The 21557-nt window shown below is 70.0% G+C and carries 24 protein-coding genes; 16 read left to right on the top strand and 8 right to left on the bottom strand.

The window, feature by feature from the left end; translation table 11 throughout:
• Nucleotides 1–182 precede the first annotated feature (182 nt).
• The 3 genes from ACGFJ7_RS46620 to ACGFJ7_RS46610 all read left to right on the top strand — a co-directional run bounded on the left by ACGFJ7_RS46620 (nt 183) and on the right by ACGFJ7_RS46610 (nt 3284).
• A complete protein-coding gene (locus tag ACGFJ7_RS46620; RefSeq protein WP_392648976.1) occupies nt 183–1655 on the top strand; it encodes a response regulator in 1473 nt (490 codons plus the stop codon).
• 133 nt (nt 1656–1788) lie between these two features.
• On the top strand, nt 1789–2307 hold the full coding sequence (locus ACGFJ7_RS46615) for a GAF domain-containing protein (protein WP_360257232.1): 519 nt from the start codon (nt 1789–1791) through the stop codon (nt 2305–2307).
• 50 nt (nt 2308–2357) lie between these two features.
• Entirely contained in the window at nt 2358–3284 is a 927-nt protein-coding gene (locus ACGFJ7_RS46610; RefSeq protein ID WP_392648972.1) for an SIS domain-containing protein, read from the top strand.
• A 1-nt stretch (nt 3285) separates the two neighbouring features.
• Here the strand turns inward: ACGFJ7_RS46610 and ACGFJ7_RS46605 are convergent, their stop codons facing one another.
• Together ACGFJ7_RS46605 and ACGFJ7_RS46600 are read right to left on the bottom strand one after the other, a co-directional pair.
• Nucleotides 3286–3618, bottom strand: a complete 333-nt coding sequence (locus tag ACGFJ7_RS46605; protein WP_392648969.1) for a gamma-glutamylcyclotransferase family protein — start codon at nt 3616–3618, stop codon at nt 3286–3288.
• On the bottom strand, nt 3619–5211 hold the full coding sequence (locus ACGFJ7_RS46600; protein ID WP_392648966.1) for an ABC-F family ATP-binding cassette domain-containing protein: 1593 nt from the start codon (nt 5209–5211) through the stop codon (nt 3619–3621). It abuts the gene before it with no gap.
• A 260-nt stretch (nt 5212–5471) separates the two neighbouring features.
• Here ACGFJ7_RS46600 and ACGFJ7_RS46595 point away from each other — a divergent pair, with 260 nt between their 5' ends.
• Complete coding sequence (locus tag ACGFJ7_RS46595; protein WP_392648963.1) at nt 5472–6104, top strand: hypothetical protein; 633 nt, start codon at nt 5472–5474, stop codon at nt 6102–6104.
• Here ACGFJ7_RS46595 and ACGFJ7_RS46590 read toward each other — a convergent pair.
• Nucleotides 6070–6759, bottom strand: coding sequence for a GNAT family N-acetyltransferase (locus ACGFJ7_RS46590; protein ID WP_392648960.1), 690 nt, complete (start codon nt 6757–6759; stop codon nt 6070–6072). The genes ACGFJ7_RS46595 and ACGFJ7_RS46590 overlap by 35 nt on opposite strands.
• Nucleotides 6760–6908: 149 nt before the next feature.
• Here ACGFJ7_RS46590 and ACGFJ7_RS46585 point away from each other — a divergent pair, with 149 nt between their 5' ends.
• The 3 genes from ACGFJ7_RS46585 (at nt 6909) to ACGFJ7_RS46575 (ending at nt 8654) form a co-directional block, all read left to right on the top strand.
• Nucleotides 6909–7091 (top strand): hypothetical protein, encoded by a 183-nt coding sequence (locus ACGFJ7_RS46585; protein WP_360257246.1) that lies wholly within the window; start codon nt 6909–6911, stop codon nt 7089–7091.
• Nucleotides 7092–7099: 8 nt separating this feature from the next.
• Complete coding sequence (locus ACGFJ7_RS46580; protein ID WP_360257248.1) at nt 7100–7786, top strand: polysaccharide deacetylase family protein; 687 nt, start codon at nt 7100–7102, stop codon at nt 7784–7786.
• Between the two features lie 64 nt (nt 7787–7850).
• Entirely contained in the window at nt 7851–8654 is an 804-nt protein-coding gene (locus ACGFJ7_RS46575; protein ID WP_392648955.1) for a DUF6461 domain-containing protein, read from the top strand.
• 328 nt (nt 8655–8982) lie between these two features.
• On the opposite strand, the gene ACGFJ7_RS46570 is transcribed toward ACGFJ7_RS46575, so the two are convergent.
• The 3 genes from ACGFJ7_RS46570 to ACGFJ7_RS46560 form a co-directional block, all read right to left on the bottom strand.
• Nucleotides 8983–9525, bottom strand: coding sequence for a DUF6368 family protein (locus tag ACGFJ7_RS46570; protein WP_360257253.1), 543 nt, complete (start codon nt 9523–9525; stop codon nt 8983–8985).
• A gap of 213 nt (nt 9526–9738) precedes the next feature.
• Nucleotides 9739–10155 carry a hypothetical protein gene (locus tag ACGFJ7_RS46565; protein ID WP_392648952.1) on the bottom strand — a complete coding sequence of 139 codons (417 nt, stop codon included), beginning with the start codon at nt 10153–10155 and terminating at the stop codon, nt 9739–9741.
• A 109-nt stretch (nt 10156–10264) separates the two neighbouring features.
• Entirely contained in the window at nt 10265–11674 is a 1410-nt protein-coding gene (locus tag ACGFJ7_RS46560) for a hypothetical protein (RefSeq protein ID WP_360257257.1), read from the bottom strand.
• Between the two features lie 127 nt (nt 11675–11801).
• On the opposite strand from ACGFJ7_RS46560, the gene ACGFJ7_RS46555 reads away from it, so the two are divergent.
• The 5 genes from ACGFJ7_RS46555 to ACGFJ7_RS46535 are packed head-to-tail and all read left to right on the top strand — an operon-like array spanning nt 11802 to nt 14190.
• The gene (locus tag ACGFJ7_RS46555; RefSeq protein ID WP_392648949.1) at nt 11802–12461 is read left to right on the top strand and encodes a DUF305 domain-containing protein; all 660 of its coding nucleotides are present in this window, start codon (nt 11802–11804) and stop codon (nt 12459–12461) included.
• Between the two features lie 8 nt (nt 12462–12469).
• Nucleotides 12470–13165: a VIT family protein gene (locus ACGFJ7_RS46550; protein WP_360257262.1), complete on the top strand. Its 696-nt coding sequence runs from the start codon at nt 12470–12472 to the stop codon at nt 13163–13165.
• Between the two features lies 1 nt (nt 13166).
• Nucleotides 13167–13724, top strand: coding sequence for a hypothetical protein (locus tag ACGFJ7_RS46545; RefSeq protein WP_360257265.1), 558 nt, complete (start codon nt 13167–13169; stop codon nt 13722–13724).
• 9 nt (nt 13725–13733) lie between these two features.
• Nucleotides 13734–13976 (top strand): hypothetical protein, encoded by a 243-nt coding sequence (locus ACGFJ7_RS46540; RefSeq protein WP_360257267.1) that lies wholly within the window; start codon nt 13734–13736, stop codon nt 13974–13976.
• A 13-nt stretch (nt 13977–13989) separates the two neighbouring features.
• Complete coding sequence (locus tag ACGFJ7_RS46535) at nt 13990–14190, top strand: hypothetical protein (RefSeq protein ID WP_360257270.1); 201 nt, start codon at nt 13990–13992, stop codon at nt 14188–14190.
• 243 nt (nt 14191–14433) lie between these two features.
• Here the strand turns inward: ACGFJ7_RS46535 and ACGFJ7_RS46530 are convergent, their stop codons facing one another.
• The gene (locus tag ACGFJ7_RS46530; RefSeq protein WP_392648944.1) at nt 14434–15075 is read right to left on the bottom strand and encodes a hypothetical protein; all 642 of its coding nucleotides are present in this window, start codon (nt 15073–15075) and stop codon (nt 14434–14436) included.
• A gap of 81 nt (nt 15076–15156) precedes the next feature.
• On the opposite strand from ACGFJ7_RS46530, the gene ACGFJ7_RS46525 reads away from it, so the two are divergent.
• From ACGFJ7_RS46525 to ACGFJ7_RS46510, 4 genes are read left to right on the top strand one after another with little or no spacing between them, the layout of a single operon-like run.
• Nucleotides 15157–15693 carry a hypothetical protein gene (locus ACGFJ7_RS46525; protein WP_360257275.1) on the top strand — a complete coding sequence of 179 codons (537 nt, stop codon included), beginning with the start codon at nt 15157–15159 and terminating at the stop codon, nt 15691–15693.
• Between the two features lie 58 nt (nt 15694–15751).
• Nucleotides 15752–18448: a TIM barrel protein gene (locus ACGFJ7_RS46520; protein ID WP_392648941.1), complete on the top strand. Its 2697-nt coding sequence runs from the start codon at nt 15752–15754 to the stop codon at nt 18446–18448.
• Entirely contained in the window at nt 18427–19221 is a 795-nt protein-coding gene (locus tag ACGFJ7_RS46515) for a hypothetical protein (RefSeq protein ID WP_392648938.1), read from the top strand. Before ACGFJ7_RS46520 ends, ACGFJ7_RS46515 begins: the two co-directional genes overlap by 22 nt.
• A complete protein-coding gene (locus tag ACGFJ7_RS46510; protein ID WP_392648935.1) occupies nt 19218–20141 on the top strand; it encodes an alpha/beta hydrolase family esterase in 924 nt (307 codons plus the stop codon). Before ACGFJ7_RS46515 ends, ACGFJ7_RS46510 begins: the two co-directional genes overlap by 4 nt.
• Here the strand turns inward: ACGFJ7_RS46510 and ACGFJ7_RS46505 are convergent.
• On the bottom strand, nt 20071–21531 hold the full coding sequence (locus tag ACGFJ7_RS46505; protein ID WP_392648932.1) for an MFS transporter: 1461 nt from the start codon (nt 21529–21531) through the stop codon (nt 20071–20073). The two genes, ACGFJ7_RS46510 and ACGFJ7_RS46505, sit on opposite strands and share 71 nt — an antisense overlap.
• Between the last annotated feature and the right edge of the window lie 26 nt (nt 21532–21557).

Below are 21557 nucleotides of genomic sequence, written 5' to 3'. Positions count from 1 at the left end.
GCTGCACTCCTACAATCATCACCGCGGACACACCGCACTCGGCGGCCAACCACCCGCCAGCCGCGTCCCCAACCTCACGGGTCAGAACACCTAGCCGATTCGGGAGTTCGTGCCGTTCTTCGCAACTCGCCCGCAGCGTGGCCGTGACTCATCTGCCCGGCATGTCCGCCGAAGGTGGGTACATGACTCGCAGATGGCGTGAGGCCACCTATCGCCCGGGCCGCCGCTGGACGGCCGGGCGGCTGCCGGCCGTCGGGTACGTGGCGAGTGTCGGCGTGCTGGCGCTGGCCGGTACCGCCGCCGGCGTGGGCATCGGTGCCGTACTGACCGAAAGTACGTCGGTCGACCGCACCTATCAGACGCTGGCCGCCCTGTCGGATCTGCGCCGTCAGCTGGCTGACGCTCAGCGCGGGGAGCAGGCCTTCGTGCTCACCGCCGACGAGCACTACCTGGAGCCGTACACGACGGCGGCGGCTCAGGTTCCGCCGACTCTGGGTGAGCTGCGTGTGCTGATCGGCGCCGCACACCGGCGGACGATCGACGATCTGCAGGCCTCCGCCGACGCCACCATCGAGTACTACGGCCAGGCGGTCACCCTGCTGCGCACGGACGGTTTCACCACCGCTCGTCCCGCCGCCTACGGCACCGTCGGCACCGAGACAGCGGCTCGCGCCCAGCAACTGATCAGCGACCTGCACCGGGACCAGACGGCACTTCTGCACGCTCAGCGCCAGCGGGTGGCCGACCGGGCGGCGCACGCGGTGTTCTTCGTTGTCGCCGCCGTCGTCGCCGCGGCCGCGCTGGTCACGCTGTCGGCCCGGCGGGCGCGGGCCGTGGCCGCCCCCGCGAGCTCCGAACGACCGGATGCCACCTGGCACGAGCCGCTGCGGGTGCTGCTGGCCGAGGACGACGAGGTCAACCAGCAGGTGGCTCAGTTCATGCTCGGCAAGCTCGGCCACCACGTCGACACCGTCGCCAACGGCCGGGACGCTGTTCAGGCGATGCGCGCGGCCGACTACGACGTCGTGCTCATGGACGTACGGATGCCGGTGCTCGACGGGCTCGAGGCCACCCGGCTGATCCGGTCGGAGTTGCCGCCCGGCCGGCAACCACACATCATCGCCATGACCGCCGGCGTCCTGGCCGAGGACCGTGCCGCCTGCCGCGCCGCCGGCATGAACGACTACCTGGCCAAGCCGGTCCGGCTGGCCGAGCTGACCAGCGCTCTGACGCCGCTGCTGCGTACCAGCCCGGGCGGGCCGGCCCGCGACGGCGCCGACGACCGGGACGCGGCCGTCCGCGCCCGCATGGCCGAGATCAGCGACGGCGAGCCGCGCGGTCCGGAGCGGACCCTGATCGGCGCGATGCTGACCTCGTTCACCGCCCGTACCCCGGCCGGCCTCGACCGGCTAGCCCGGCTCATCACCGCGGGTGACGTCAGCGGCGTCAGGTCTCAGGCGCAAGCTCTCACCGGCTCGGCCACCGATGTCGGCGCCACCCGCCTGGCCCGGCTGCTCGCCGGGGTGGAGGCGGACGCCCGCACCGGTCGTCTGCCTCGGAGCCCGGCCACCATGGCGGCGATCCGCGCCGAGTACGACACGACGGCACCGGGCTTCGAACGCCTCGCCGGCGAGCTGACCGCGGTGTCCCGATGAACGAGGGCGCCGCCGCGGGATATGACCAGCCGGCCCGGATCATTCCGTCGGTAACCGAACTACACCTGGCCGGCGACCCGTCCGGTGAACCCGCGGTCGATAGCTTCGGTACATCCCGAGGTGAGAAGGTCACATGAAGCTTGTTTCCCCCACGGTCGCCGAGCACGACGCGCTGACCGACCTTGACCGGCTCGAAGCGGTGGCCGAACTGCTGCCCGGCGCGGCGGGCTCTCCGGCCGCCCTGCAACAGTTCATCGACCACGTCGCCCACGTGCTGCAAGCGCCCTGCGCCGGAATCTCGCTGATCCTCAACGACGCCGGCGTCCTGCTCGCCACCCACGGAGTCGGCGGATGGCTCGCCGAGGCCGGTGGCATGCCCGCCGAATGGGCGCCGTGCGCCCAGGTGGTACGCCACAACACGCCTCTGCTGATCGCCGACACGCACGACGATCCCGCGCACACCGCCAACCCACTCGTGATGGTCACCGGAGTGCGCAGCTACGCCGGAGTTCCGCTGCACTCCGACGGGCAGCCGGTCGGCTCGCTGTGTGTGCTGGCCGGTGAGCCCGGCGCGTTCACCGCGGCCCATCTGGACGCGCTGGCCGAGCTGGCCCCGCGGGCCGTTCAGCTGCTCCAGAACGTCGACGGCTGATCTCGAGTCAACGGCGTTGACAACGGGCCGGGAGTGACGAGGATGGTCGGATGACCACCGCCCTCGCGACGATGATCGCCGCCCAGCCGGACGTCATCTCCGCCCTCGCCGAGCCCGTCACCGCGGCCGACCGCCTGGCCGGCGCCCGGCGCGTCTGGCTGATCGGCACCGGCACCAGCCTGCATGCCGCCGAGCTCGGCGCGTCCGCCCTGGAGACGGCCGGGATCGACGCCCGCGCGATCGCCGCCAACCGCTTCACCGCAGCCCGCCCGGGCGACGCCGCCATCGTCATCACCCACACCGGCCAGACCGCTCACGCCCGGCGCGCCCGCCGGCTCGTGCTGGACGCCGGCCTCCCCCTCGTGTCGATCACCGGCCCGGACGTCGACTGGCCGGACGCCGTACGCACGCCCGTGGCCGAGAAGTCGGAGACCTACACGGTCAGCTACACCGCCGCGCTCACCGTCCTCGCCGGCATCGCCCACCACCTCGGCGCTCCCGGCCTCGACCCGCCGAAGATCCAGGACACGGCCGATGCCGTACGGCGGGTGCTGGCCGACCCGGGCGTCGACGCCGTCGGAATCCCCGCGCGGGCCATGGCCATCGTCGGCCCCGGCGACTGGTCGGTGACCGCCCGCGAGGGCGCCCTGAAGATCCGCGAAGGCGCCCGCCTGCTCTGCGAGGGCTTCGACCCCGACCGTCTCCTGCACGGCGCCGCCGTCCCCTACGGCCCCGCCGACACGCTGCTCGCCCTGGCCCCGTCCGACGACCTCACCGCCGCCCTGGCCCACGCCGCCCGCGTCACCGGCCTCGGCGTCCACCTGATGCCCGCCACCGGTGACGGGCTGCTGGCCCAGATCCCGACGACCGTGCGCCTGCAGTTGCTGGCCCTGCGCTTCGCCCGCCAGCGGGCCCAGAACGCCGACATCGCCATCACCGGCGCCTGGGCCGACCACACCCTCTGGGAGACCCTGTGACTCAGACGGCTACATAGACCCACGCGCTTTCGCCCGTGGCCAGCGGCGCCGCCACGCGCTGGTAGTCGTCCACTTCGTAGTCGTCGGACCGTTGCAGCTCGGCCTCGGTCACCTCGAACACCGCACCGTCCACGCCGTCGGCCGGATCGCCGGTGGCCACCAGGATCGGGTGGTGGGTCTCGCCGCTGACCTTCAGGACATGCGGGTCGGTGATCTCGACCGACTCCAGGCGGAAGCCGGTGACGCGGGCGCCGCGGCCGTTCAGCTCGCGCCCGAACGTGGAGCGCTGCACGGCCGGGTCGCGCAGGGTCCCGTACGAGAAGAGAAGTGGCATCTAACCATGATCCTCGATGAGCCGGCCGCCGGCCAGGCGTAGCCGGCGGTTGACGCCGATCTCGGCCAGGAAACGCTCGTCGTGGCTGACGACCACGAAGGCGCCCTGGTACGCGGTCAGCGCGCTCTCGAGCTGGCCCACGCTGACCAGGTCGAGGTTGTTCGTCGGCTCGTCCAGGAGCAGCAGCCGCGGCGCCGGCTCGGCGAACAGGACGCAGGCCAGGGTGGCGCGCAGGCGTTCGCCGCCGGAGAGCACGCCGACCGGCAGGTGGGCCCGGGCGCCGCGGAAGAGGAACCGGGCCAGCAGGTTCATCCGCTCGGCGTCGGTCAGCGCGGGAGCGAACCGGCCCAGGTTCTCGGCGACCGTGCCGTTCTCGTCGAGCAGGTCGAGCCGCTGGGAGAGATAGGCCGTGGTCACCGCCGCGTGCTGCCGGATCTCGCGCATCAGCGTCGACTTGCCGGCGCCGTTGTCGCCGGTCAGCGCGATCCGCTCGGGCCCCCGGATCGTGAGGTCGGCACCGTCGAAAATCACCTTGTCGCCGTACGCGGCCCGCATGCCGTCCGCCTCGAAGACCGTCTTACCGGCCGGGACGTTGGTGCCGGGCAGTTCCAGGGCGATCCGATCCTCCTGCCGGGCGGCCCGGCTGGCCTGGTCGAGCCGGGCCTGCGCGTCACCGACCCGGCTGGCGTGCGTCTCGGCCTGCTTGGCCGCCGAGACCTGCGCGTCCCGTTTCAGGTTGCCGGCCACGATCCGGGCCAGGCCGGCGTCGGCCAGGTTGCGGCTGGCGTTCGAGGCCCGGCGCTGGGCCCGCTCGCGCGCCTGCTGCATCTCGCGTTTCTGCCGTTTGAGGTCGGCCTCGGCGTTGCGGACCTGCCGCTCGGCGACCTCGCGCTCGTTGCGTACGGCCTGTTCGTACTCGGTGAAGGTACCGCCGTACCAGCGGATCTCGCCGTGCGGTTCGAGCGCGGCGATGCGGTCCATCTCGTCGAGCAGTTCCCGGTCGTGGCTGACCACGAGCAGGCACCCGGACCAGGAGCGCAGCACCTCGATGAGGCGGTCCCGGCCGGTCCGGTCGAGGTTGTTGGTCGGCTCGTCGAGAAGCAGCACGTCGGGGCGTTTCAGCAGCTGGGCGGCGAGCCCGAGGGAGATGACCTGGCCGCCGCTGAGCGTGGCCAGGCTCCGGTCGAGCGTGACGCCGCCGAGTCCGAGCCGGTCGAGCTCGGCGCGGGTGCGCTCCTCGACGTCCCAGTCGTTGCCGACGACGGCGAAGTTCTCCTCGTCGGCGTCGCCGCTCTCGATGGCCAGCAGCGCCGCGATGATCCGGTCGACACCGAGCGCCTGCCCGACGGTCTGCTCCCGCGCGAACGGCAGGTCCTGGGGCAGGTAGCCCAGCACGCCGTCGACGTGCACGCCGCCGCCGGCCGGTTTCAGATCTCCGGCGATGAGCTTGAGCAGCGTCGACTTGCCGGCGCCGTTGGAGGCGACGAGTCCGGTGCGCCCGCCCGGCACCGAGAAGGAGAGGTCGTCGAAGACGGGGGTGTCATCCGGCCAGGAAAAGGACAGCGACGAACAAACGATGTATCCATCGGACATTTGCGAATCCCAAAGATCGCGGGCTCTCGTACGGAGTCCCGGAGGCGAACAAAGGCACGACAACAGAGGCCGCGGCGACGGCGCGTGGTGTCACGCGCGCCTGCGGCCCGCCGGGGAACTCACCCGGAGATGTCGTCCTCGCCTGCCATGCCAACTCCCGATCTCAGGCAACTCGCTTCAGGCAACGCGACGAGCTTAGCGCGCGCCGCCGTCCGCGCGCCGTTGCAAAACACACATGAACCGGGCCAGGATCGAGCGCCGTGGAACTCTTCGAGGCGAGCCGCTACCGCTACGTCCACCCGCCGGACGGCGACGGCTACTTCTGCGTCGGCAACGCCGGGGAATGCGACGGCGAGGCCCGCATTCCGTGGAACGGCGCGCCCACCGACCCGGCGAAAGTGCGGGCGCTCGACGTCGCGCCCAGCGCCGCCCAATTGCGGCGACCCAGGCTGCCCGGGTTCCTCGGCGATCTGCCGCATCTGGAATCGCTGACCGTTCCGGCCGCTCTGGCCGGGCTGCTCGGCGACCGCGTGCCGCGGACGCTGGTCATTCACGGCGAGGGAGAGACGCCGGTCGACGTGCTCGCCGACATCCGGTCACCCCTCGAAGCGCTCGAGATCGCCGGCACCGGGCGCCGTTTCCCGATGACCGGCCTTCCCACCGGCCTGCGGGCGCTGCGCCTCAACGGCGTCCGGGCCGAAATCGACTGCGCGCTCCTGGCCGGGCTCCAGGAACTCGACGTGCTCAACAGCCGCACGTTCGTCAACCTCGACGCGATCCTCGACATCCCGCGGGTGCGCTTCGTCAACTGCGGCAACGGGTGCGGCCCGAGTTCGCCGCCCGGGGATTCGACGTCGCCTACGCCTGAACCCGTTCGTACTGGTGGAAGTTGACCGGTCGCCGCACGCTGAAGCCCAGCTTCTCGTACAGCCGGATCGCCGTGGCGTTGCCGATCGCGGCGTGCAGGAACGGCGTCTCGCCGCGAGCGACGATGCCGGCGGTGACGGCGCCGACCAGGCGGCCGGCGAAGCCGTGGCCCCGGTACGCGGGAGCGGTGCAGACGGCGCTGACCTCGGTGAAACCGGTGAGGTGCATGCGCTCGCCGGCCATCGCGACCAGCTTGCCGTCACGGCGCAGGCCCAGGTAGCGGCCGAGCTCGACGGTGCGCGGCCCGAACGGCCCGGGCCGGGTGCGCTCCACCAGGTCGAGCATCTCCGGCACGTCGTCGCCGGTCAGCAGTGTCGCCTCCGGGTCCTCCTCCGGCCGTACGGCGAATCCCACCAGCTGCACACCCTGGTTGATCGACGTGACCGCCCAGCCCGCCGGCGGATCGTCCGGGCCGGCCGGAACGAGGACCGGGCCGGCCGGCTCCAGCGCGGCGAGATCGTCCCAGACGGCCGGATCGGCGGCGTCGGCCAGCCCGTGAAAAGGCGAAATGCCCGCCGCGAACCGCGCCGCGCGGCCGTGCACCTCCGCGAAACCGGCCTGCGCGCCCGACAGCGCGCCCCACACCGGATTGTCCAGCGGCGTCACGTCCAAGATCGTCATGCGTTCTGGATTAGCACAACCCCAGCCACAAACAGAAAGTGAGGTCGGACACGACCGGCCGGTGAGCAGTCAGTCGACCGATGCCAGGAGTTGCCTGCCGCGCGCATTCTCGAATCGGCAACCGGCCGTGCGCACAGGTGGGGGCACCGATGTCGTACATCCCTGAGTTCGACGACGACTCCGACAAGTCCGACCTGGACATTTTGGCGGAGGCGATTCTCGACGCCCTTCGCTCAGGGGTGCTCAGCGACCACTCGCCGGGCATTCACCGGCCCGGATCCACCGTCGCATTCGAACCCGGTCTGCCGCCCACGAAGTCACTCCTCAACTAGGTCGGTGTATGAAGCTCTCCAAGAACCTGGCCACCGGATTCGCTTTCGCCTCGCTGCTGGCGTCCGGCATCGCCGTCTCCCCCGCCACCGCGGCTTCCGCGGCGCCCGTCACGTCTCTTGACATAGTCCAGGTGGCGGCGGCCAAGAAGACGGTCGCGCTCACCTTCGACGACGGCCCGTCGAAGTACACGCCGCAGGTCCTCGACATTTTGAAGCGCAACAACGTCAAGGCGACGTTCTGCATGCTCGGCAACAACGTCGGCTCGTACGCGGCAACCGCCCGCCGCGTCGTCCGCGAAGGCCACCGCCTCTGCAACCACAGCCGCAACCACCCCAACTTCACGAAGTTGTCGGCTTCGGCCGCCCGCAGCCAGGTCGTCTGGACCCAGAACAAGATCTACACCGTGACGAAGGTCAAGCCCAAGGTCTTCCGATTCCCGTACGGCGCGAGCAACGCCCGCACCCGCACGGTGGTCCGCGACCAGCACCTGCGCATCCTCGGCTGGACCGTCGACACCCGCGACTGGTCCCGCCCCGGCACGGCCACCATCACGAGCCGCGCCGTGAAGGGCACCCGCCCCGGCGCCGTCATCCTCATGCACGACGGCGGCGGCAACCGCAGCCAGACGGTGGCCTCGCTGAACGCCACCATCAAGCAGCTCAAGGCCAAGGGCTACACGTTCGTCCTGGCCTGAGCCCCCGCAAGGGTGGCCGCCGACCCCAGCCCGCCCGGCGGCCACCCCCGGGATACTGTGCCCTGTGCGATTCGCCCGTTTTCTGGCCGCAACCCTCACCGCGCCGCTGCTCATGACCGGGTGCACTTCGCGTTCCCCCTCTCCGCCCCCTCCGCCCTCCCCTTCCTCCTCCCCCACGCTCTCCTCCTCGCCTTCCGCCGATGGCCGCCCGACCGCCGCCGACTACGCCTGGTTCGAGCGGAACGACGAGCTCACCGTGGCGTTCTGCTTCATCTGGGTGGAGTCGCTCTCCCCGGCCGAGGTGCTCAAGCGCCTGGCCGCCCGCCCCATCGGAACGTCCGGCTGGCGAAACGACGACTACTGGTCCGATTCCCCCGGCCTCCGCGACCGGGAGGTGGTCACCGCCGTCACCAAGGTCGGCAACTGGTCCCTGATCGTGGAGGACAACGGCACCACAGCGATCGAGGACGACAGCCTGAAGCGCCTCTCCCGGGCCACCCGGGTCATCGCCAACTACCGCAACGTGGAGGGGGACGGCCGCTTCGCCCTGGTCGAGAACGGCACCATCCAGGTCGACTTCGACCCCCAGGACCCCACCGACCGCCAGGGCGCCACCCCCGACCGCCTGCTCCCCGACATGGCCCCCGCCGGCCTGGACATGAGCGAGTCCCCGGGCCTGGACCCAGCCGACCCGGCCTACGTGGACGTCCCGTACACGGAGGCGGCGTTCGCCTTGACCGAACGCCAAACCCACATCCCGTTCACTCCCACCCTGCTGCACTCCGCCACATACCATCTGGGCGCCTTACCAGACCCCCTCACCGGCAACGACGTCATCGACGAGGTAGACCCGCCGGCCCCCAGCTAGAGCACGTCTGTGAACGTGCGCGGCCGCCCGTGTCCCCGATACCTAGGACAGCCCTTCTTCGGTATCGACCCCTGTCTTCGTCGAACTCCCGGAATCGCGCCGCAGCGCCAGTGTGCGTTCGCCGCCCTCGGCGCAATCGCTGATGGCCCCTGAGAGGCCAGGTCGCATCTGTTCGGGCTTTAGGCTGCCGTTGCGTGGACGTGCACGGCCCGGAGTATCAGGAACCTGACGTAGCGGCAGATCTGTCGATGTGGTCGGGCCAGGGTGCGGAGCGCGGACAACTCCTCGCCGCTCGACTGGGCATGTCCGGCGGGTGGCTATCTGGTCATCACTTGACCAGCCGGAATCCCGGTGCGGCCGCCCACGCCCGGAGGAACACGGCCGTCCCGAAAGCGCTTGCGCCCCATGGTTGCGGCGCCACGGACACGACTCCGGGGAGCACCTGCACCGTCTCGATCTGCTCCCGGTGAAGCTCGGCGTTGACCAGTCCGCCAACAAGCTCCTGAATCCTCGCGGTCAGTTCCGCGAGCATCAGATGCTCGGGCCGACCGTTTGTCATGGCGAGCACCGCGACCTCGTGGGTCGGGATGAAGCCAATCAAGTCACACCAGTCCGGCCCATCGGCATGCTCAGCTTCGAAAGTGTCTTCATCGCCGAAGCCCGGGCCGTTCACCCTGACCAAGATCGGCCGGTCTGCGCGGGCGTCAGTGTCGACGACTCCAAGCGACGCGGCATCAACATTCAAGTCGAATGCCCCACGTCGTTCCTGGCGGAAGCGACTGGAAATCCCCGCAAGCATCCCGCCAAGCAGTGCGAGCGCCTGATCCGGCACTGGACCAAGAAGCTCGATACTCAACACCGGACCCGCCACATCGGAACCATACGGGTGGCGCCCCTGAGCCCCGATGACGCCCAGTCGAAGACAACGTTCACGATACGACGACGCAGGTCACCCACAGACTTCGAAGCTCGGAGCCGAGATGACGGCTCGTGGAACGGGCAGACTTCTGGCGCATCGTCGAAGGTGCTCGCGCCGTCTTCGTACGCGCCCTGACGCACGGCGGCCGCCGCGCCGTTGCGGGTCTCAGGTCAGCCGGCGCAGCCCGTCGGTGATGGCGGCACGCAGTTGCTCGCCGTACGGCTCGGCCGGCAATGCGCCGTCATGCTCGGCTGCCCGTTGGAAAGCGGCGCGCGCGGCGACGATGTCGCCCACCCGCTCGTGAGCCATGGCCACGCTCACGAGCAGCGACGGATACAAGGCCGCCACCCTCTCGTCGCCGACCGCCTCGGCATGCCGTAGCGACTCCTGGTTCCACCGGAGAACGTCAGCGGGATCGTCCTGCCGCCGGGCGAGGTAGTGCGCCGCGACGCAGGCGTCGTAGTGGTCGGTCCGCGCCGCCCACGCCCGCTCGAACAACGCCCGAGCGTCCGGCAGCCGTCCCTCCGTCTCGGCCAGCATGCCTTCCTGGCACAGCTTCAGCACCGGATTGTCCAGATCCATCGTCGCTCCTCGTCACCGGTTGGCCGATGGCATGAGCCTGGGGCCTCAACCTGGTCGAGGGTCAAGCGGCGAACGGCCGGACCCCGCGTGGCGGGGCCCGGCCGGCGAGCTACCAGCGCAGGAAGTTGTTCTGCGTCTGGGCGTTGAACTCCTTGGTGCGGAAGAGCTTCGCGATGTTCGTCCGCGGGTCCTTCAGGTCGAGCACGTCGATGCCCTTGGCGATGTCGTTCGAGTAGATGTAGCCGTTGTACCAGTACGCGGACCACGAGCCGCCGCCGACCGGGGTGGTCAGCGAGATCGGGCCGCGCTCCCAGTAGGCGATCTCCTTGGGCCGGCGCGAGTCGGTGAAGTCCCAGACCGAGATGCCGCCCTGGTACCAGGCCTGGACCATGATGTCGCGGCCGGGGACCGGGATCAGCGAGCCGTTGTGGGCCACGCAGTTCTCGGTGTCGGCGTTCGTCCGGGGAATCTTGAAGTAGCTGCGGAAGACCAGCTTGCGCTTGCCCACGATGTCGTAGACGGCGTCGGCGCCGAGCTTCGGGCCGAAGCGCTCGTTGCAGGTGGCCAGTCCGCCGCCGCCGAGCTCGTCGGTGAAGACGATCTTGGTGCCGTTGTTGTTGAACGTGGCCGAGTGCCAGAAGGAGAAGTTGACGGTGTCGCGGACCGTCGTGATCACCTTCGGGGCCGTGCGCTTCGCGATGTCGAACAGGACGCCGTCGCCCATGCAGGCGCCGGCCGCGATGTCCTTGTCGGCGTAGACCGTGATGTCGTGGCAACCGGTCGTGGCGCTCTTGTTCTCGCCGTCACCCTCGTAGCCGCCGTCCGGGAAGAGGACCGGCGTGGCGACGACCGCGGCCGCCGCCGGGTTGCGCTTGGGCACCTTGATGATGGAGATCTTGTCGTGCGGCAGGGCGCAGTTCGGCAGGTCCACCGTCGACAGGTTGTACGAGGAGATGTAGAGGTAGACGTTGGGGTCGCCCTTCTTGCCGGGCACCAGCGTCTGGGTGTGCGAGCCGCAGTCCGTCTTGACCGACTTGAGGTAGACCGGCGTCAGCGGGTTGCTGATGTCGAAGACCTTGATGCCCTCCCAGCGGGCGCCCGGGTTGTCCGTTGTGGAGCCGGTACTGGTGCAGGAGTCGTCGGTACGCTGCGAGTCGGTACCCAGGAACAGCAGGTTGCCGCTGACCGACACGTCGTTCTGCGAACCCGGGCAGACCACCTGGGTCGCCTCGAACGGCGCCTTCGGGTTGCTGATGTCGTACACGGTGAAGCCGTTGTAGTTGCCGCTGTAGGCGTACTTACCCTGGAAAGCCCAGTCGGAGTTCGTCGAGTTCGCGAACGGGCCGATCTTGTCCCGGTGCGCGACCTGCTTGAGGTTCGGGCTGCTGACGATCTCGTCCACGCCCGGAATGGTGTTCGGTTCGGCGGCCTGTGCCGCGCCGCTCACGGGTGCCGTGAGCAGGGCGGCCGCGAGCGCCACCGCGCCGATCGCGGCCCGGCGCCCTCGTGGGTGCGTCATGGAGCTCCTTCCGGATGACGGCCGGGCGAGGCAGGATGGAGCCCCACCGACCGTATTCAACTCTGTCGCTACAGTAGTGGCCGGGGCGCACCTCGGAAACATTTTTGGGCATCGATGAAGGGATTTGATGAGCCGTTCACGGACGTCAATGCTGATAGCGCTGGTCATCGTGCTCGCGGCGGTCGGGATCGCTCTGGCCGCCCGCGCCGGCTCCGGCCAGCAGGCGGCCGCGCCGAAGCCCAGCGGGAGCGCCGCCCCGCCGGTTCGCGTCGTGGTGCCCGGAAAACCCGGCGAATCGTCCACAGTGACCGACTCCGACACGGTGCGCGCCCCCGACGGCGTCACCTACAACGGGGCCGACGTCGCGTTCGTCCAGATGATGATCGCCCACCACGGCCAGGCCGTCGAGATGGCGAAACTCGTGCCCGGGCGCGGTCAGAACGGTCAGCTGCTCGCTCTCAGCCAGCGCATGCTCGCCGTACAGGAACCGGAGATCGGATGGCTGCGCAACTGGCTCACCCAGCGCAAGCTGCCCGAGAGCGACCCCTCGCACGATCACGCGACCATGCCCGGCATGCAGACCGCCGCCGACCTGACCGCGCTGGCCGGCCTCAAGGGCGCCGCCTTCGACGAGCGGTTCATCGCCATGATGAGCGCGCATCACCGCGGCGCCATGCGGATGGCTGGTGACGTCATGAAGAGCGGCGAGGACGAGCGCCTGCGCGAGACCGCCGGCGAGATGGCCGTCGAGCAGGGCAGTGAGATCAGGAGAATGAAAGACCTTTAAACTTCGGTGTGAGTACGCATCCGAACGAGCCCCACGACGCCGCGCTGTCCGGACGGCTCAATTGGCTGCGCGCCGGGGTGCTCGGCGCCAACGACGGCATCGTCTCCACGGCCGGCCTGGTCGTCGGCGTGGCCGGCGCCACCACCTCGACCGCGCCCCTGCTCACGGCCGGAGTCGCCGGTCTGGCCGCCGGCGCCGTCTCGATGGCACTCGGCGAGTACGTCTCGGTCAGCAGCCAGCGCGACACCGAGCGGGCCCTGCTGGCCAAGGAACGGGCGGAACTGGCCGACTTCCCCGAGCAGGAGTTCGAGGAACTGGCCGCCCTCTACGAGGCCAAGGGTCTCAGCCCGGCCACCGCCCGGCAGGTGGCGCTCGAGCTGACCGAGAACGACGCCTTCGCCGCCCACGCCGACGTCGAACTGCACCTCGACCCGGACGAGCTCACCAACCCGTGGCAGGCCGCGGGCGCCTCCGCGATCGCCTTCACCACCGGTTCGCTGCTGCCGCTGGCCGCGATCCTGCTGCCACCACCGGCCGCGCGCGTCCCCGTCACGGTCGCCGTGGTCATCGTCGCCCTCGCCCTGACCGGCTGGCTCAGCGCCCGGCTCGGCGGCGCCCGGGCCGGCCGGGCGGTCCTGCGGCTGGTCGCGGGCGGCGCGCTGGCGATGGCCGTGACGTACGGCATCGGTAGCCTGGTCGGTTGAGATGACCCTGAGACTCTGCTCCGACCTGACCGCCGCCGACTGGATCGCCACCAGCGACGTCGACTGGCACCACCTGCTCACCTTCGGCCCGGGCGGCTTCGCGGCGTACGCGAGGTTGCGGTTCATCCCCGACCCTGTGCGCCCCGGCCAGCAGGAGGCCGACTACGAGGGTCCCGCCGGCGACCTGACCGACACGGAGAAGATGGGGTTCGCCCTCGAGACCCTGGCCCGCCACACGACCACACCGGAGGATTGCTACTTCGCGTTGTGGGACGGCTGGGGCGACGCTTTCCCGGCCCCGAAGGTCCTCCTCCCGGAGCGCGAGTTCTTCCTGTTCCGGGGCCCTTTGACGAGCTACGGCGATGATGGCGTACGCGATGACCTGCAGCCCCCGGCGTTCGTCTGGCCCGCCGACCACGCCTGGTGCCTCACCGCCGACGTCGACCCTCACTGGGCGGGCGTCGGCGCCTCCGCCGCCGCCGTCGCCGACCTGCTCACCGACACCCGCGTCGACGTCGTCCGGGCCGACCCGGCGGCCGTCCAGCCCTTCTACTACTAGATTCGCCGTGTGACTGATCCGTGGAATGACGAGTTCGCCCCGGCCGCCGGCACCCTGAACACCCTGCGATGGGCGTACGCGTCGGGCGCGTCGACCCTGGGCGAGGCGTACGACATGCTCGAACAGCTCGAGCTCAGCAACGACGTCCCCGAGGTGCTGGGCGAGGACGACACCATCGAGGCCGTACGCGAGGACCTCGAACACGGTCTCGACACCGCCGGCCCGGACACCCCGCTGACGACCCTGCTGTAGCCAAGCGGGGCCTGTGACGGGACGGGCGCCAGGGCTTTCCGGGCTCGTCCCGTTCGATGCTTTCGCCCGGGGCCAGGTCGAGCACGCCGATCAGGGTCCGGTCCTCGTCGACGGCGTGGTGCAGGTGGCCGAGCTTGCCGGTCTCCGGGTTCGCGCCCGAGGCGCCGACGAGCTGCCACATGCCGTCGTCTTCACCGTCGGCGGCACGGGCTGAAGTTCCATGCCTTTCAGGTAACCGCCCGGAGGACTCCCGAGGGAGGCCCTGACAGAACACCCTTACGCCGGCTGTTCCAGATCGAGCAGGTACCCGGACGTACAGCAGCCGTCACCGTAGCGGAGATCGCCGAAGCCCATGACCGCGACATCGACGCGGTGGCTTCGAGGCGGCTGTTGCCCGGCATCCAGGCGGACGATCCGGCGGCCGAGCACAGACGGGCCTGTGGGCCGAGCGAGAAGGTCACGCTGCCGGGTCCCCGACCGAGAGCTGCTGAGATTTCTGGCGGTCGAACATGTCCATCACCATCCGGAACCTTTCGTCCTGCAATATCGGACTGTCATCGACGACGGCGACGTGGTAAGTCCGGCCGAACCAATGAACTCCCTCGAAGTGCCCGGCGCGGCCGAGGGGAGACGCGAAGGCGTCCCCCTGGGCCGTGCGGCCCAGCCATCGGAACTCGACGTTGGTTCGGTCAGGAAGCCCGCCGGTGCCGGGTAGATGCCACACGCACTGATCGAACGAGTCGATCCGGTGAGGAATCTCCGGACCGGTGATTCCGAGACGCGCGAATTCGCGAGGATGCACGTCGACATGAACCCGGACCGAGGAGAAGAAACTCTCTTTCGGCATCTGAAATCTGACCTGCAGGTGCAACTCGGAGATGGTGAGCGCCGACGGGCCATTGGCGACGATCAGACTCCACCCGCCTCCGTCGGCGCCCCCGCGCCGCCGGAATCTGACTTCGTGGATGCGCCCGACCCGCTCGGCCGTTCGTCGCGTGAGGCGGTAATTGGCCACGAAGGTCGTGATGGAGGTGGCGAGGGCGAATATGGAGATGACGATGGGAATCCACTGCGCGAGCGTCAGTCCACTCCAAGACATCACGACAGTCTATCCCGCCTGGACAAGCAGGTGTATCGGGCCGATGCTCCGTCTCTTGCCAACGTGCATCACCATGCGGGCATGGAGGCTCAGAACTTACTTGCCGGGCTCGCAGTCGCCATCTCTCTGGCGGCGCTCGCCGTATCCTCGATCATTTCCTGGAGGCAACTCAGATCAATGCGAAGCGCAAACCACGTGCCCGTGGCAATCGAGTTGTTGACCCGCGATTACGGGAGGCCCGAATTCCAGCGAAATGAGAGATACATGCTCGCTGAGCTGCCCCGGACCGACCCCAGTGGCGGGGTTTCGGGCTTACCCGATCCGCTCCTGTCGGCGACGCTGCAAGTCATCGCATTCTACGACTCGATGGGCATACTCGTCGCCTTCGGATCCGTCGAGGAACGGCTCATTCTGGCATCCATAAACTTCCGAATTCGGCGGATCTGGATGGTGATGGAGCCATTCGTGCGCTCGGAGCGGCAACTACGGCAAGGACCGTACCTGGATTTTCTCGAAGACTTGGCGTTCAGAGCGCATCGATACGACCCGCAGCAGCTGCACAATGCGCTTCGTCTTCACGAGATGCCGAGGACATCAAGCAATCCCGGCGGCGAATAAGAAGGACCGCTGTGCGGACCGACTGGACCGCGCAGCGGAGCAGGGCTAGGGTCACGCCATGATGACGCTCGATGGGATGAGCCGTCGGCCGGTAATGAACTATCCAGTACGTTCCTCCGGGAAGCGGCTGGCTATCGCCACGCACTGTCTGTCGGGGACGTTGGAGGACAAGCTGGCGGCGGCCGCGGCGGCGCGGTTCCATGGGGTTGAGCTGGCCGAGAGTGACCTGGTCAGCTCGTCGTGGGGGCCCCGGCGGATCCGGGACGAGTGTGCGCGCCGAGGGCTCGCGGTCGACGCCTACCAGGCCTTCGCCGACTTCGAGGCGGTGCCGCCGGACGTTCTTCGTGCCAACCTCAGGCGGGCCGAGCGGATCTTCGCCGTGCTCGAGGAGATCGGCGTGCGGACCGTGGTCGTCAGCTCCTCGATGTCGGCCGATGCCGTGGATGACGACGAACTTGCCGCGGAGCACCTGCGGGCGCTGGCCGAGGTGGCCGCGCGCGGCGGGCTTCGGCTGGCCTACGAGGCGCCGGCGTGGGGACGTTTCGTGAGCACGGCCGCGCACGCCTGGCGGATCGTGCGCATGGCGGACCATCCGGCGCTCGGGCTGTGCCTGGACAGCTTCCATGTGCTGATCAAGGACCCGGAGGCTCGCAGCGTCCGGGTCGTCCCGGGCGACAAGATCTTCCACGTGCAGCTCGCGGACGCGCCGTGGGCCACCATGGACGTCGTCGAGCAGAGCCGCCACCACCGGCTCCTGCCCGGGCTCGGTGAGCTCGACGTCGCCGCCTTCGCCCGGCACGTCGACGGCACCGGGTACGACGGTCCCCTGTCGCTCGAGGTGTCGAACGACGTCTATCGGCAGGCCGATCCGCGGCACGCCGCCATCAACGGGATGCGCTCGGTTCTCGACCTCAAGGGTGCCGGGGAGCCGCCCGAGCTGACCGGGATCGTCTTCACCGAGCTGGCCGTCGACGACATCTCCGGGCCGGAGGTGTCCGGCGCGCTCGCCGCCCTGGGCTTCGTCCACGCCGGCCGGCACCGGTCCAAGCCGGTGGAGCTGTGGCAGCAGGGCACCGCGCGGATCCTGCTCAACTTCGCCGCCCAGCGGACCGTCGCGCCGGGCACCGCCACGGTGTGCGCGCTGGCCGTCGGAACCGCCGATCCGGCCCGCGCGACCGAACGGGCCGAACGGCTGCTGGCCCCGGTGCTCCCCCGGCTGCGCCGGCCCGAGGAGGCCGACCTCGCGTCGATCGCAGCTCCGGACGGCACCTCGATTTTCCTGGTACGCGACAACGGCTGGCTCCAGGACTTCGAGACGGTCGGCATCCCGGCCGGCAACGGCATCGACGGCATCGACCATCTGTCGCTCACCGACTCGGTGGACGACTTCGACGAGTGCACGCTCTTCTACCGGGCCGTGCTCGGCCTGCACGCCGAGCGGACCACCGAGATCGCGGCCCCGTTCGGGCCGATCCTGAGCCGGGCCGCCGCCGATGAGGCCCGCCGGGTGCGGATCGCGTTGCACACCGCGCCGATGCGCCGCGGCGATTGGGCCCCGGTGATTCCGAACCCGCAGCATGTCGCCTTCCGCACCGGCGACGCGATCGCCGCCGCCCGGGCCCTGGGCGCGCACGTGCTGAGGATCCCCGGCAACTACTACGCCGACCTCGACGCCCGTTTCGAGCTGGAGCCCGGGTTCCTGGCCGAGCTGCGCGCGCACTCGATCCTCTACGACCGCGACGAGCACGGAGCCTACCTGCACTTCTCCACCGAGATGCTCGGCCATCGGGTCTTCTTCGCCGTGGTTCAGCGCCTCGGCGGCTACGACGGCTACGGCCCGGCCGGCGCGCCCGTCCGGATGGCCGCCCACCGCGAGCGCCGGCTGCTCAAGCTCCGGGAACGCAAGGAACCGGACCAGCGCCACGATTTCTCGCTGGCCCATCTGACCGCGCTCAGCCTGTCGCCGCCCGAGCTGGTCGACGCGGCGGCCGAGGCCGGCTACCGCTATGTGGGCCTGCGCCTGACCCGGGTCACCCCGCAGGAGCCGCACTATCCGCTCGCCACCGATCCCGCCCTCATGCGCACCATGAAGGTGCGGCTGGCCGCCACCGGCATCGAGGTGCTCGACATCGAGCTGGCCCGGATCGGCCCCGGCGAGAATCCGGCCGACTTCCAGCGTTTCCTGGAGGCGGGCGCCGAGCTGGGCGCGCGGCACGTCATCTGCCAGCTGCCCGACCCGGACCGGGCGCGCAAGACGGACCGCTTCGCGCTGCTGTGCGAGATGGCCCGTCCGCTCGGGCTCACTGTCGACCTCGAGTTTCCCTCGTGGACGGAAACCCCCGACCTCGATTCGGCCGTACGGGTTCTGCGCGGCGCCGCCCAGCCCAACGCCGGCATCCTCGTCGACCTGCTGCACTTCGCCCGTTCCGGGTCGAGCGTGGCCGACCTGCGGCAGCTGCCGGCCGAGTGGTTCCACTTCGTGCACGTCTGCGACGCGCCCCCGGCCGTGCCGCCGACCAACCAGGGCCTGATCCACACCGCCCGCTTCGAGCGCCTGTTCCCCGGCGAGGGCGGCATCGACATCCCCGGCATCCTCGGCGCACTGCCACCCGGTCTCCCGTACGCCCTGGAGATCCCCCGCGCCACCCTGGTCGCCCAGGTCGGCGGCAAGGAGCACGCCCGGCTCGCTTTCAGCAAGGCCCGCGACCACCTCGAACCCCGGAAGGACGCCCGATGGACCGACGCACCCTCCTAGGCGGCAGCGCCGCCCTCGCCCTGGCCGCCACGCTGTCCCCCACTCCAGCGTCGGCGGCCGAAGCCGTACGTTCCCTCGACGGGCGCCCGTTTCCGGACTACGACTATTCCCGGGCCAACAAGCTGCCCCGCGAGATGACCGGTTGGTGGACGAAGTCGTTCGGTACACGAACGGCGAGGATCTACATCTCCCCCGAGACCCCGATCCGCTCGTACTTCACCGTCATCGCCGTTCCGAAGAAGTCGGACGCCGTCCTTCGCGAGTGGCGACGGATCGCCGACGAGCGGGAGGAGGGCCTGTTCGTTCTCGAACCCGGCCCGGGCGGCTGGGGAACGCCGGAGGAGGAGGCCGCGTACGTCGAAGCCGCCCTGGCCTTCTTCCAGAGCAACCGTTACTTCTCCATCTTCGGCCTGCACTACCTGGTCGGATACGGCGCCGGCGGCCCGGCGCTCGAGGCGTGGGCCGTCGCTCATCCTCTGCGGGTCATCGCCCAGGCGTACGTCGGATCGTCCGGCCTGAGCAAGGAATTCCTCGACGGGTACGCGCCGCGGACGTTCGGTGGGGAGACCGATGGTTACACGCCGGTCGTCTTCCCGCCCGGCTTCGACCTGATTCGGTACGACGAAACGGTTCTGCCCACGCTGTACGCCGATCCCGACCGCCGCTCGGCCGGCCCGAGTCTCGCCTATTGGCGGAAGGCCAACAGCGGCGAGCGCTGGATGACGTCGCATGCCGGCCCGATCGCCAAGACCGTCGTCCGGCACGGCACGTGAGCACCCGGCAGATCGTGGCCTTCCTGACGTACTACACCCGGTACGAGAACTTCTTCGCGTACGGCAATCAGCTCTACGAGCGCGCGGACTACGACCGGCTGGGCATCGAGGCCCACACCATGACCGTGAACGGCTACGTCCGTGAGTATCTGGTCCACCGTCCCCGGTCGGCCCGCCGGAACGCGCCGGTCCTGTTCGTCTGGCCCGGCAACAGCCAGACCGACAAAGTGTTCCTCGACGCCACCCAGTGGTGGAAGGTCGCCCAGCGCGAGGGCTTCGTCCTGGTCGTCGTCGGCGAGCAGTACGGCGTCAACTCGGTATCGGTCAGCCACCGCGACTCGCTGCAGTTCTTCCGTCAGCTGCGGGAGACCGTCATCGCCCGGTACGACGTCGACCCCACCCGGTTCTACTCGACCGGCCAGTCAGCGGGCAGCTCGGTCACCCAGAACCTGGCCATCGCGTTCCCGGAGTACTTCGCCGCCGTCGCCTCCACCTCGTTCACCGCTGCCCCGGACGCGGCCGGGAACGTCACCCTCGACGGCGTCTCCCATCCCGCGAGCAACCGCCCGATCCCCACCTACCAGATCTACGGGTACGGCGACCTGGCCTTCCTCGAGGGAACGCTGTGGGACAGCCTCGACAACCAGCTGGACAGCTGGGCCCGGTACCACCTGCGGGTCAACCAACTGACCCTGGCCGACGTCGTTCAGGAAGGCCGTAGCGGTTATCGCCGGCGCTTCCAGACGTGGGTCGGGAAGCGGCGCGGCATCCCGGTCGTCAAGCTGACGAAGAACCTCTACCGCTCGCACAACACCATGGCCGAGGAGTGCCCGCTGCTCTGGGACTTCCTCAAGCACTACCGGTGTGTGCCGGCGCCGGACGGCTCGGTGACGCGCTACCACGGCCACCGGCGCCTCTGAAGATTCCCCAGCCGACCAGGACCGCGGCGGCCACGGTGAGGGTGAGGCCGGCCGCGGTGACGGCGCCGTGGAACTCGGCGGTCTGGCCGGGGGTCCAGGGTGTGGCGGTGAGCGGGCCGGTGACCATCGCGGCCACGATGGTGCCGGCCGCGGCCAGGCCGGCGCCGCTGCTCACCTGGCTGGCGGTGTCGGTCAGGGCCACACCGATCGAGGTGCGGCTCTCCGGCAGCCCGCGCAGCACGTTGGTGCCGGCGACGACGCCGACGACGCGCAGGCCGGCCGCCATGAGCACCAGCGCCACCGCGACCCAGAAGTAGCCGAGGTCGCCGAGCAGCGCGTAGACGGCGAGGCCGGCCACGACCGCGGCCGCGCTGAGCCATCCGGCCCGTTCCAGGCCGACGCGCTTGACGAGAGGGCTGAGCAGCGCGCCGCCGGCGACCAGGACGATCACCTGCGGGAGCATGCCGAGTGAGGCCAGGCCGGGCGACCAGCCCCAGTCGAGTTGCATCTGCAGCGTGATGAGGTAGCCGACTCCGGCAAGGGCCAGCCCGGTCGCGGCCTTGAAGGCGAGGCCGCTGGCGACCAGCGGGTGGGCGACCAGCCTGAGGTCGACGATCGGGTGCCGGGCCGACCGCTCGCGGAGCACGAAGAGCACCGCCGCGAGGACGGCCGCGGCCGTGACGGCCCAGGGCGCCCACGACCCGGCGCCCGAGTCGACGAACAGCGTGGGCGCGACCAGCGCGGCCACGATGGCGGCCGTGCCCAGGACCGCTCCGGCGACGTCGACCGGGTCGCGGTTCAGGCCGTCGGCCGTGTCCGGGGCGATGCCGGACCACACGCCGGCCATGGCGAGCACGGCGATCGGCACGTTCACCAGCAGCAGCACCTGCCAGGGGGCGATCGCGAGGGCGAAGCCGCCGGCCGTCGGGCCGATGGCCAGCCCGACGATGCCCACCGTGGTGATGACGTTGAAGGCGCGGACGCGCAGGCCGTCCTCGTCGAACAGGCGGAACGCCAGCGCGGCCGATCCGGGGGTGGTCATGGCTGCCGCGACGCCCATCGCCACCCGTACGGCAATCAGCTCTTCCGCCGTGGTGACGAAGGCGGTGGCCAGGCTGGACGCGGCGAGCAGGGCGAGCCCGATCAGCATGACGCGGCGCCGGCCGTAGCGGTCGGCGACCGCGCCGAAGGCCAGCATCAGCCCGCCGAACACGACCGCGTAGGCGCCGGTGACCCACTGCAGGCCGGTCGCCGACGCGTGCAGGTCGCGCCCGATCGTGGGCAGGGCGACGGTGAGGATGGAGTTGTCGAGCATCTCGAACAGGAACACCGCGGACAGCCCGGCCAGGGCCACCCACGCCTCCCGCAAGGATCGCGGTGATGTGCGCATACGATGACAGTGAATCAGAACGGTGT

It is taken from the genome of Actinoplanes sp. NPDC048988, from assembly GCF_043197815.1.
GTDB lineage: Bacteria > Actinomycetota > Actinomycetes > Mycobacteriales > Micromonosporaceae > Actinoplanes.
This window is presented reverse-complemented; position numbering and strand designations above follow the sequence as displayed.

Coding starts and splice junctions, on each gene's coding strand:
- ACGFJ7_RS46560 (WP_360257257.1), bottom strand. CDS start 11,674: ATGACGCACCCACGAGGGCGCCGGGCCGCGATCGGCGCGGTGGCGCTC.
- ACGFJ7_RS46530 (WP_392648944.1), bottom strand. CDS start 15,075: ATGTCTTGGAGTGGACTGACGCTCGCGCAGTGGATTCCCATCGTCATC.
- ACGFJ7_RS46615 (WP_360257232.1), top strand. CDS start 1,789: ATGAAGCTTGTTTCCCCCACGGTCGCCGAGCACGACGCGCTGACCGAC.
- ACGFJ7_RS46610 (WP_392648972.1), top strand. CDS start 2,358: ATGACCACCGCCCTCGCGACGATGATCGCCGCCCAGCCGGACGTCATC.
- ACGFJ7_RS46520 (WP_392648941.1), top strand. CDS start 15,752: ATGATGACGCTCGATGGGATGAGCCGTCGGCCGGTAATGAACTATCCA.
- ACGFJ7_RS46555 (WP_392648949.1), top strand. CDS start 11,802: ATGAGCCGTTCACGGACGTCAATGCTGATAGCGCTGGTCATCGTGCTC.
- ACGFJ7_RS46515 (WP_392648938.1), top strand. CDS start 18,427: ATGGACCGACGCACCCTCCTAGGCGGCAGCGCCGCCCTCGCCCTGGCC.
- ACGFJ7_RS46585 (WP_360257246.1), top strand. CDS start 6,909: ATGTCGTACATCCCTGAGTTCGACGACGACTCCGACAAGTCCGACCTG.
- ACGFJ7_RS46580 (WP_360257248.1), top strand. CDS start 7,100: ATGAAGCTCTCCAAGAACCTGGCCACCGGATTCGCTTTCGCCTCGCTG.
- ACGFJ7_RS46600 (WP_392648966.1), bottom strand. CDS start 5,211: ATGTCCGATGGATACATCGTTTGTTCGTCGCTGTCCTTTTCCTGGCCG.
- ACGFJ7_RS46505 (WP_392648932.1), bottom strand. CDS start 21,531: ATGCGCACATCACCGCGATCCTTGCGGGAGGCGTGGGTGGCCCTGGCC.
- ACGFJ7_RS46525 (WP_360257275.1), top strand. CDS start 15,157: ATGGAGGCTCAGAACTTACTTGCCGGGCTCGCAGTCGCCATCTCTCTG.
- ACGFJ7_RS46605 (WP_392648969.1), bottom strand. CDS start 3,618: ATGCCACTTCTCTTCTCGTACGGGACCCTGCGCGACCCGGCCGTGCAG.
- ACGFJ7_RS46565 (WP_392648952.1), bottom strand. CDS start 10,155: ATGGATCTGGACAATCCGGTGCTGAAGCTGTGCCAGGAAGGCATGCTG.
- ACGFJ7_RS46590 (WP_392648960.1), bottom strand. CDS start 6,759: ATGACGATCTTGGACGTGACGCCGCTGGACAATCCGGTGTGGGGCGCG.
- ACGFJ7_RS46545 (WP_360257265.1), top strand. CDS start 13,167: ATGACCCTGAGACTCTGCTCCGACCTGACCGCCGCCGACTGGATCGCC.
- ACGFJ7_RS46620 (WP_392648976.1), top strand. CDS start 183: ATGACTCGCAGATGGCGTGAGGCCACCTATCGCCCGGGCCGCCGCTGG.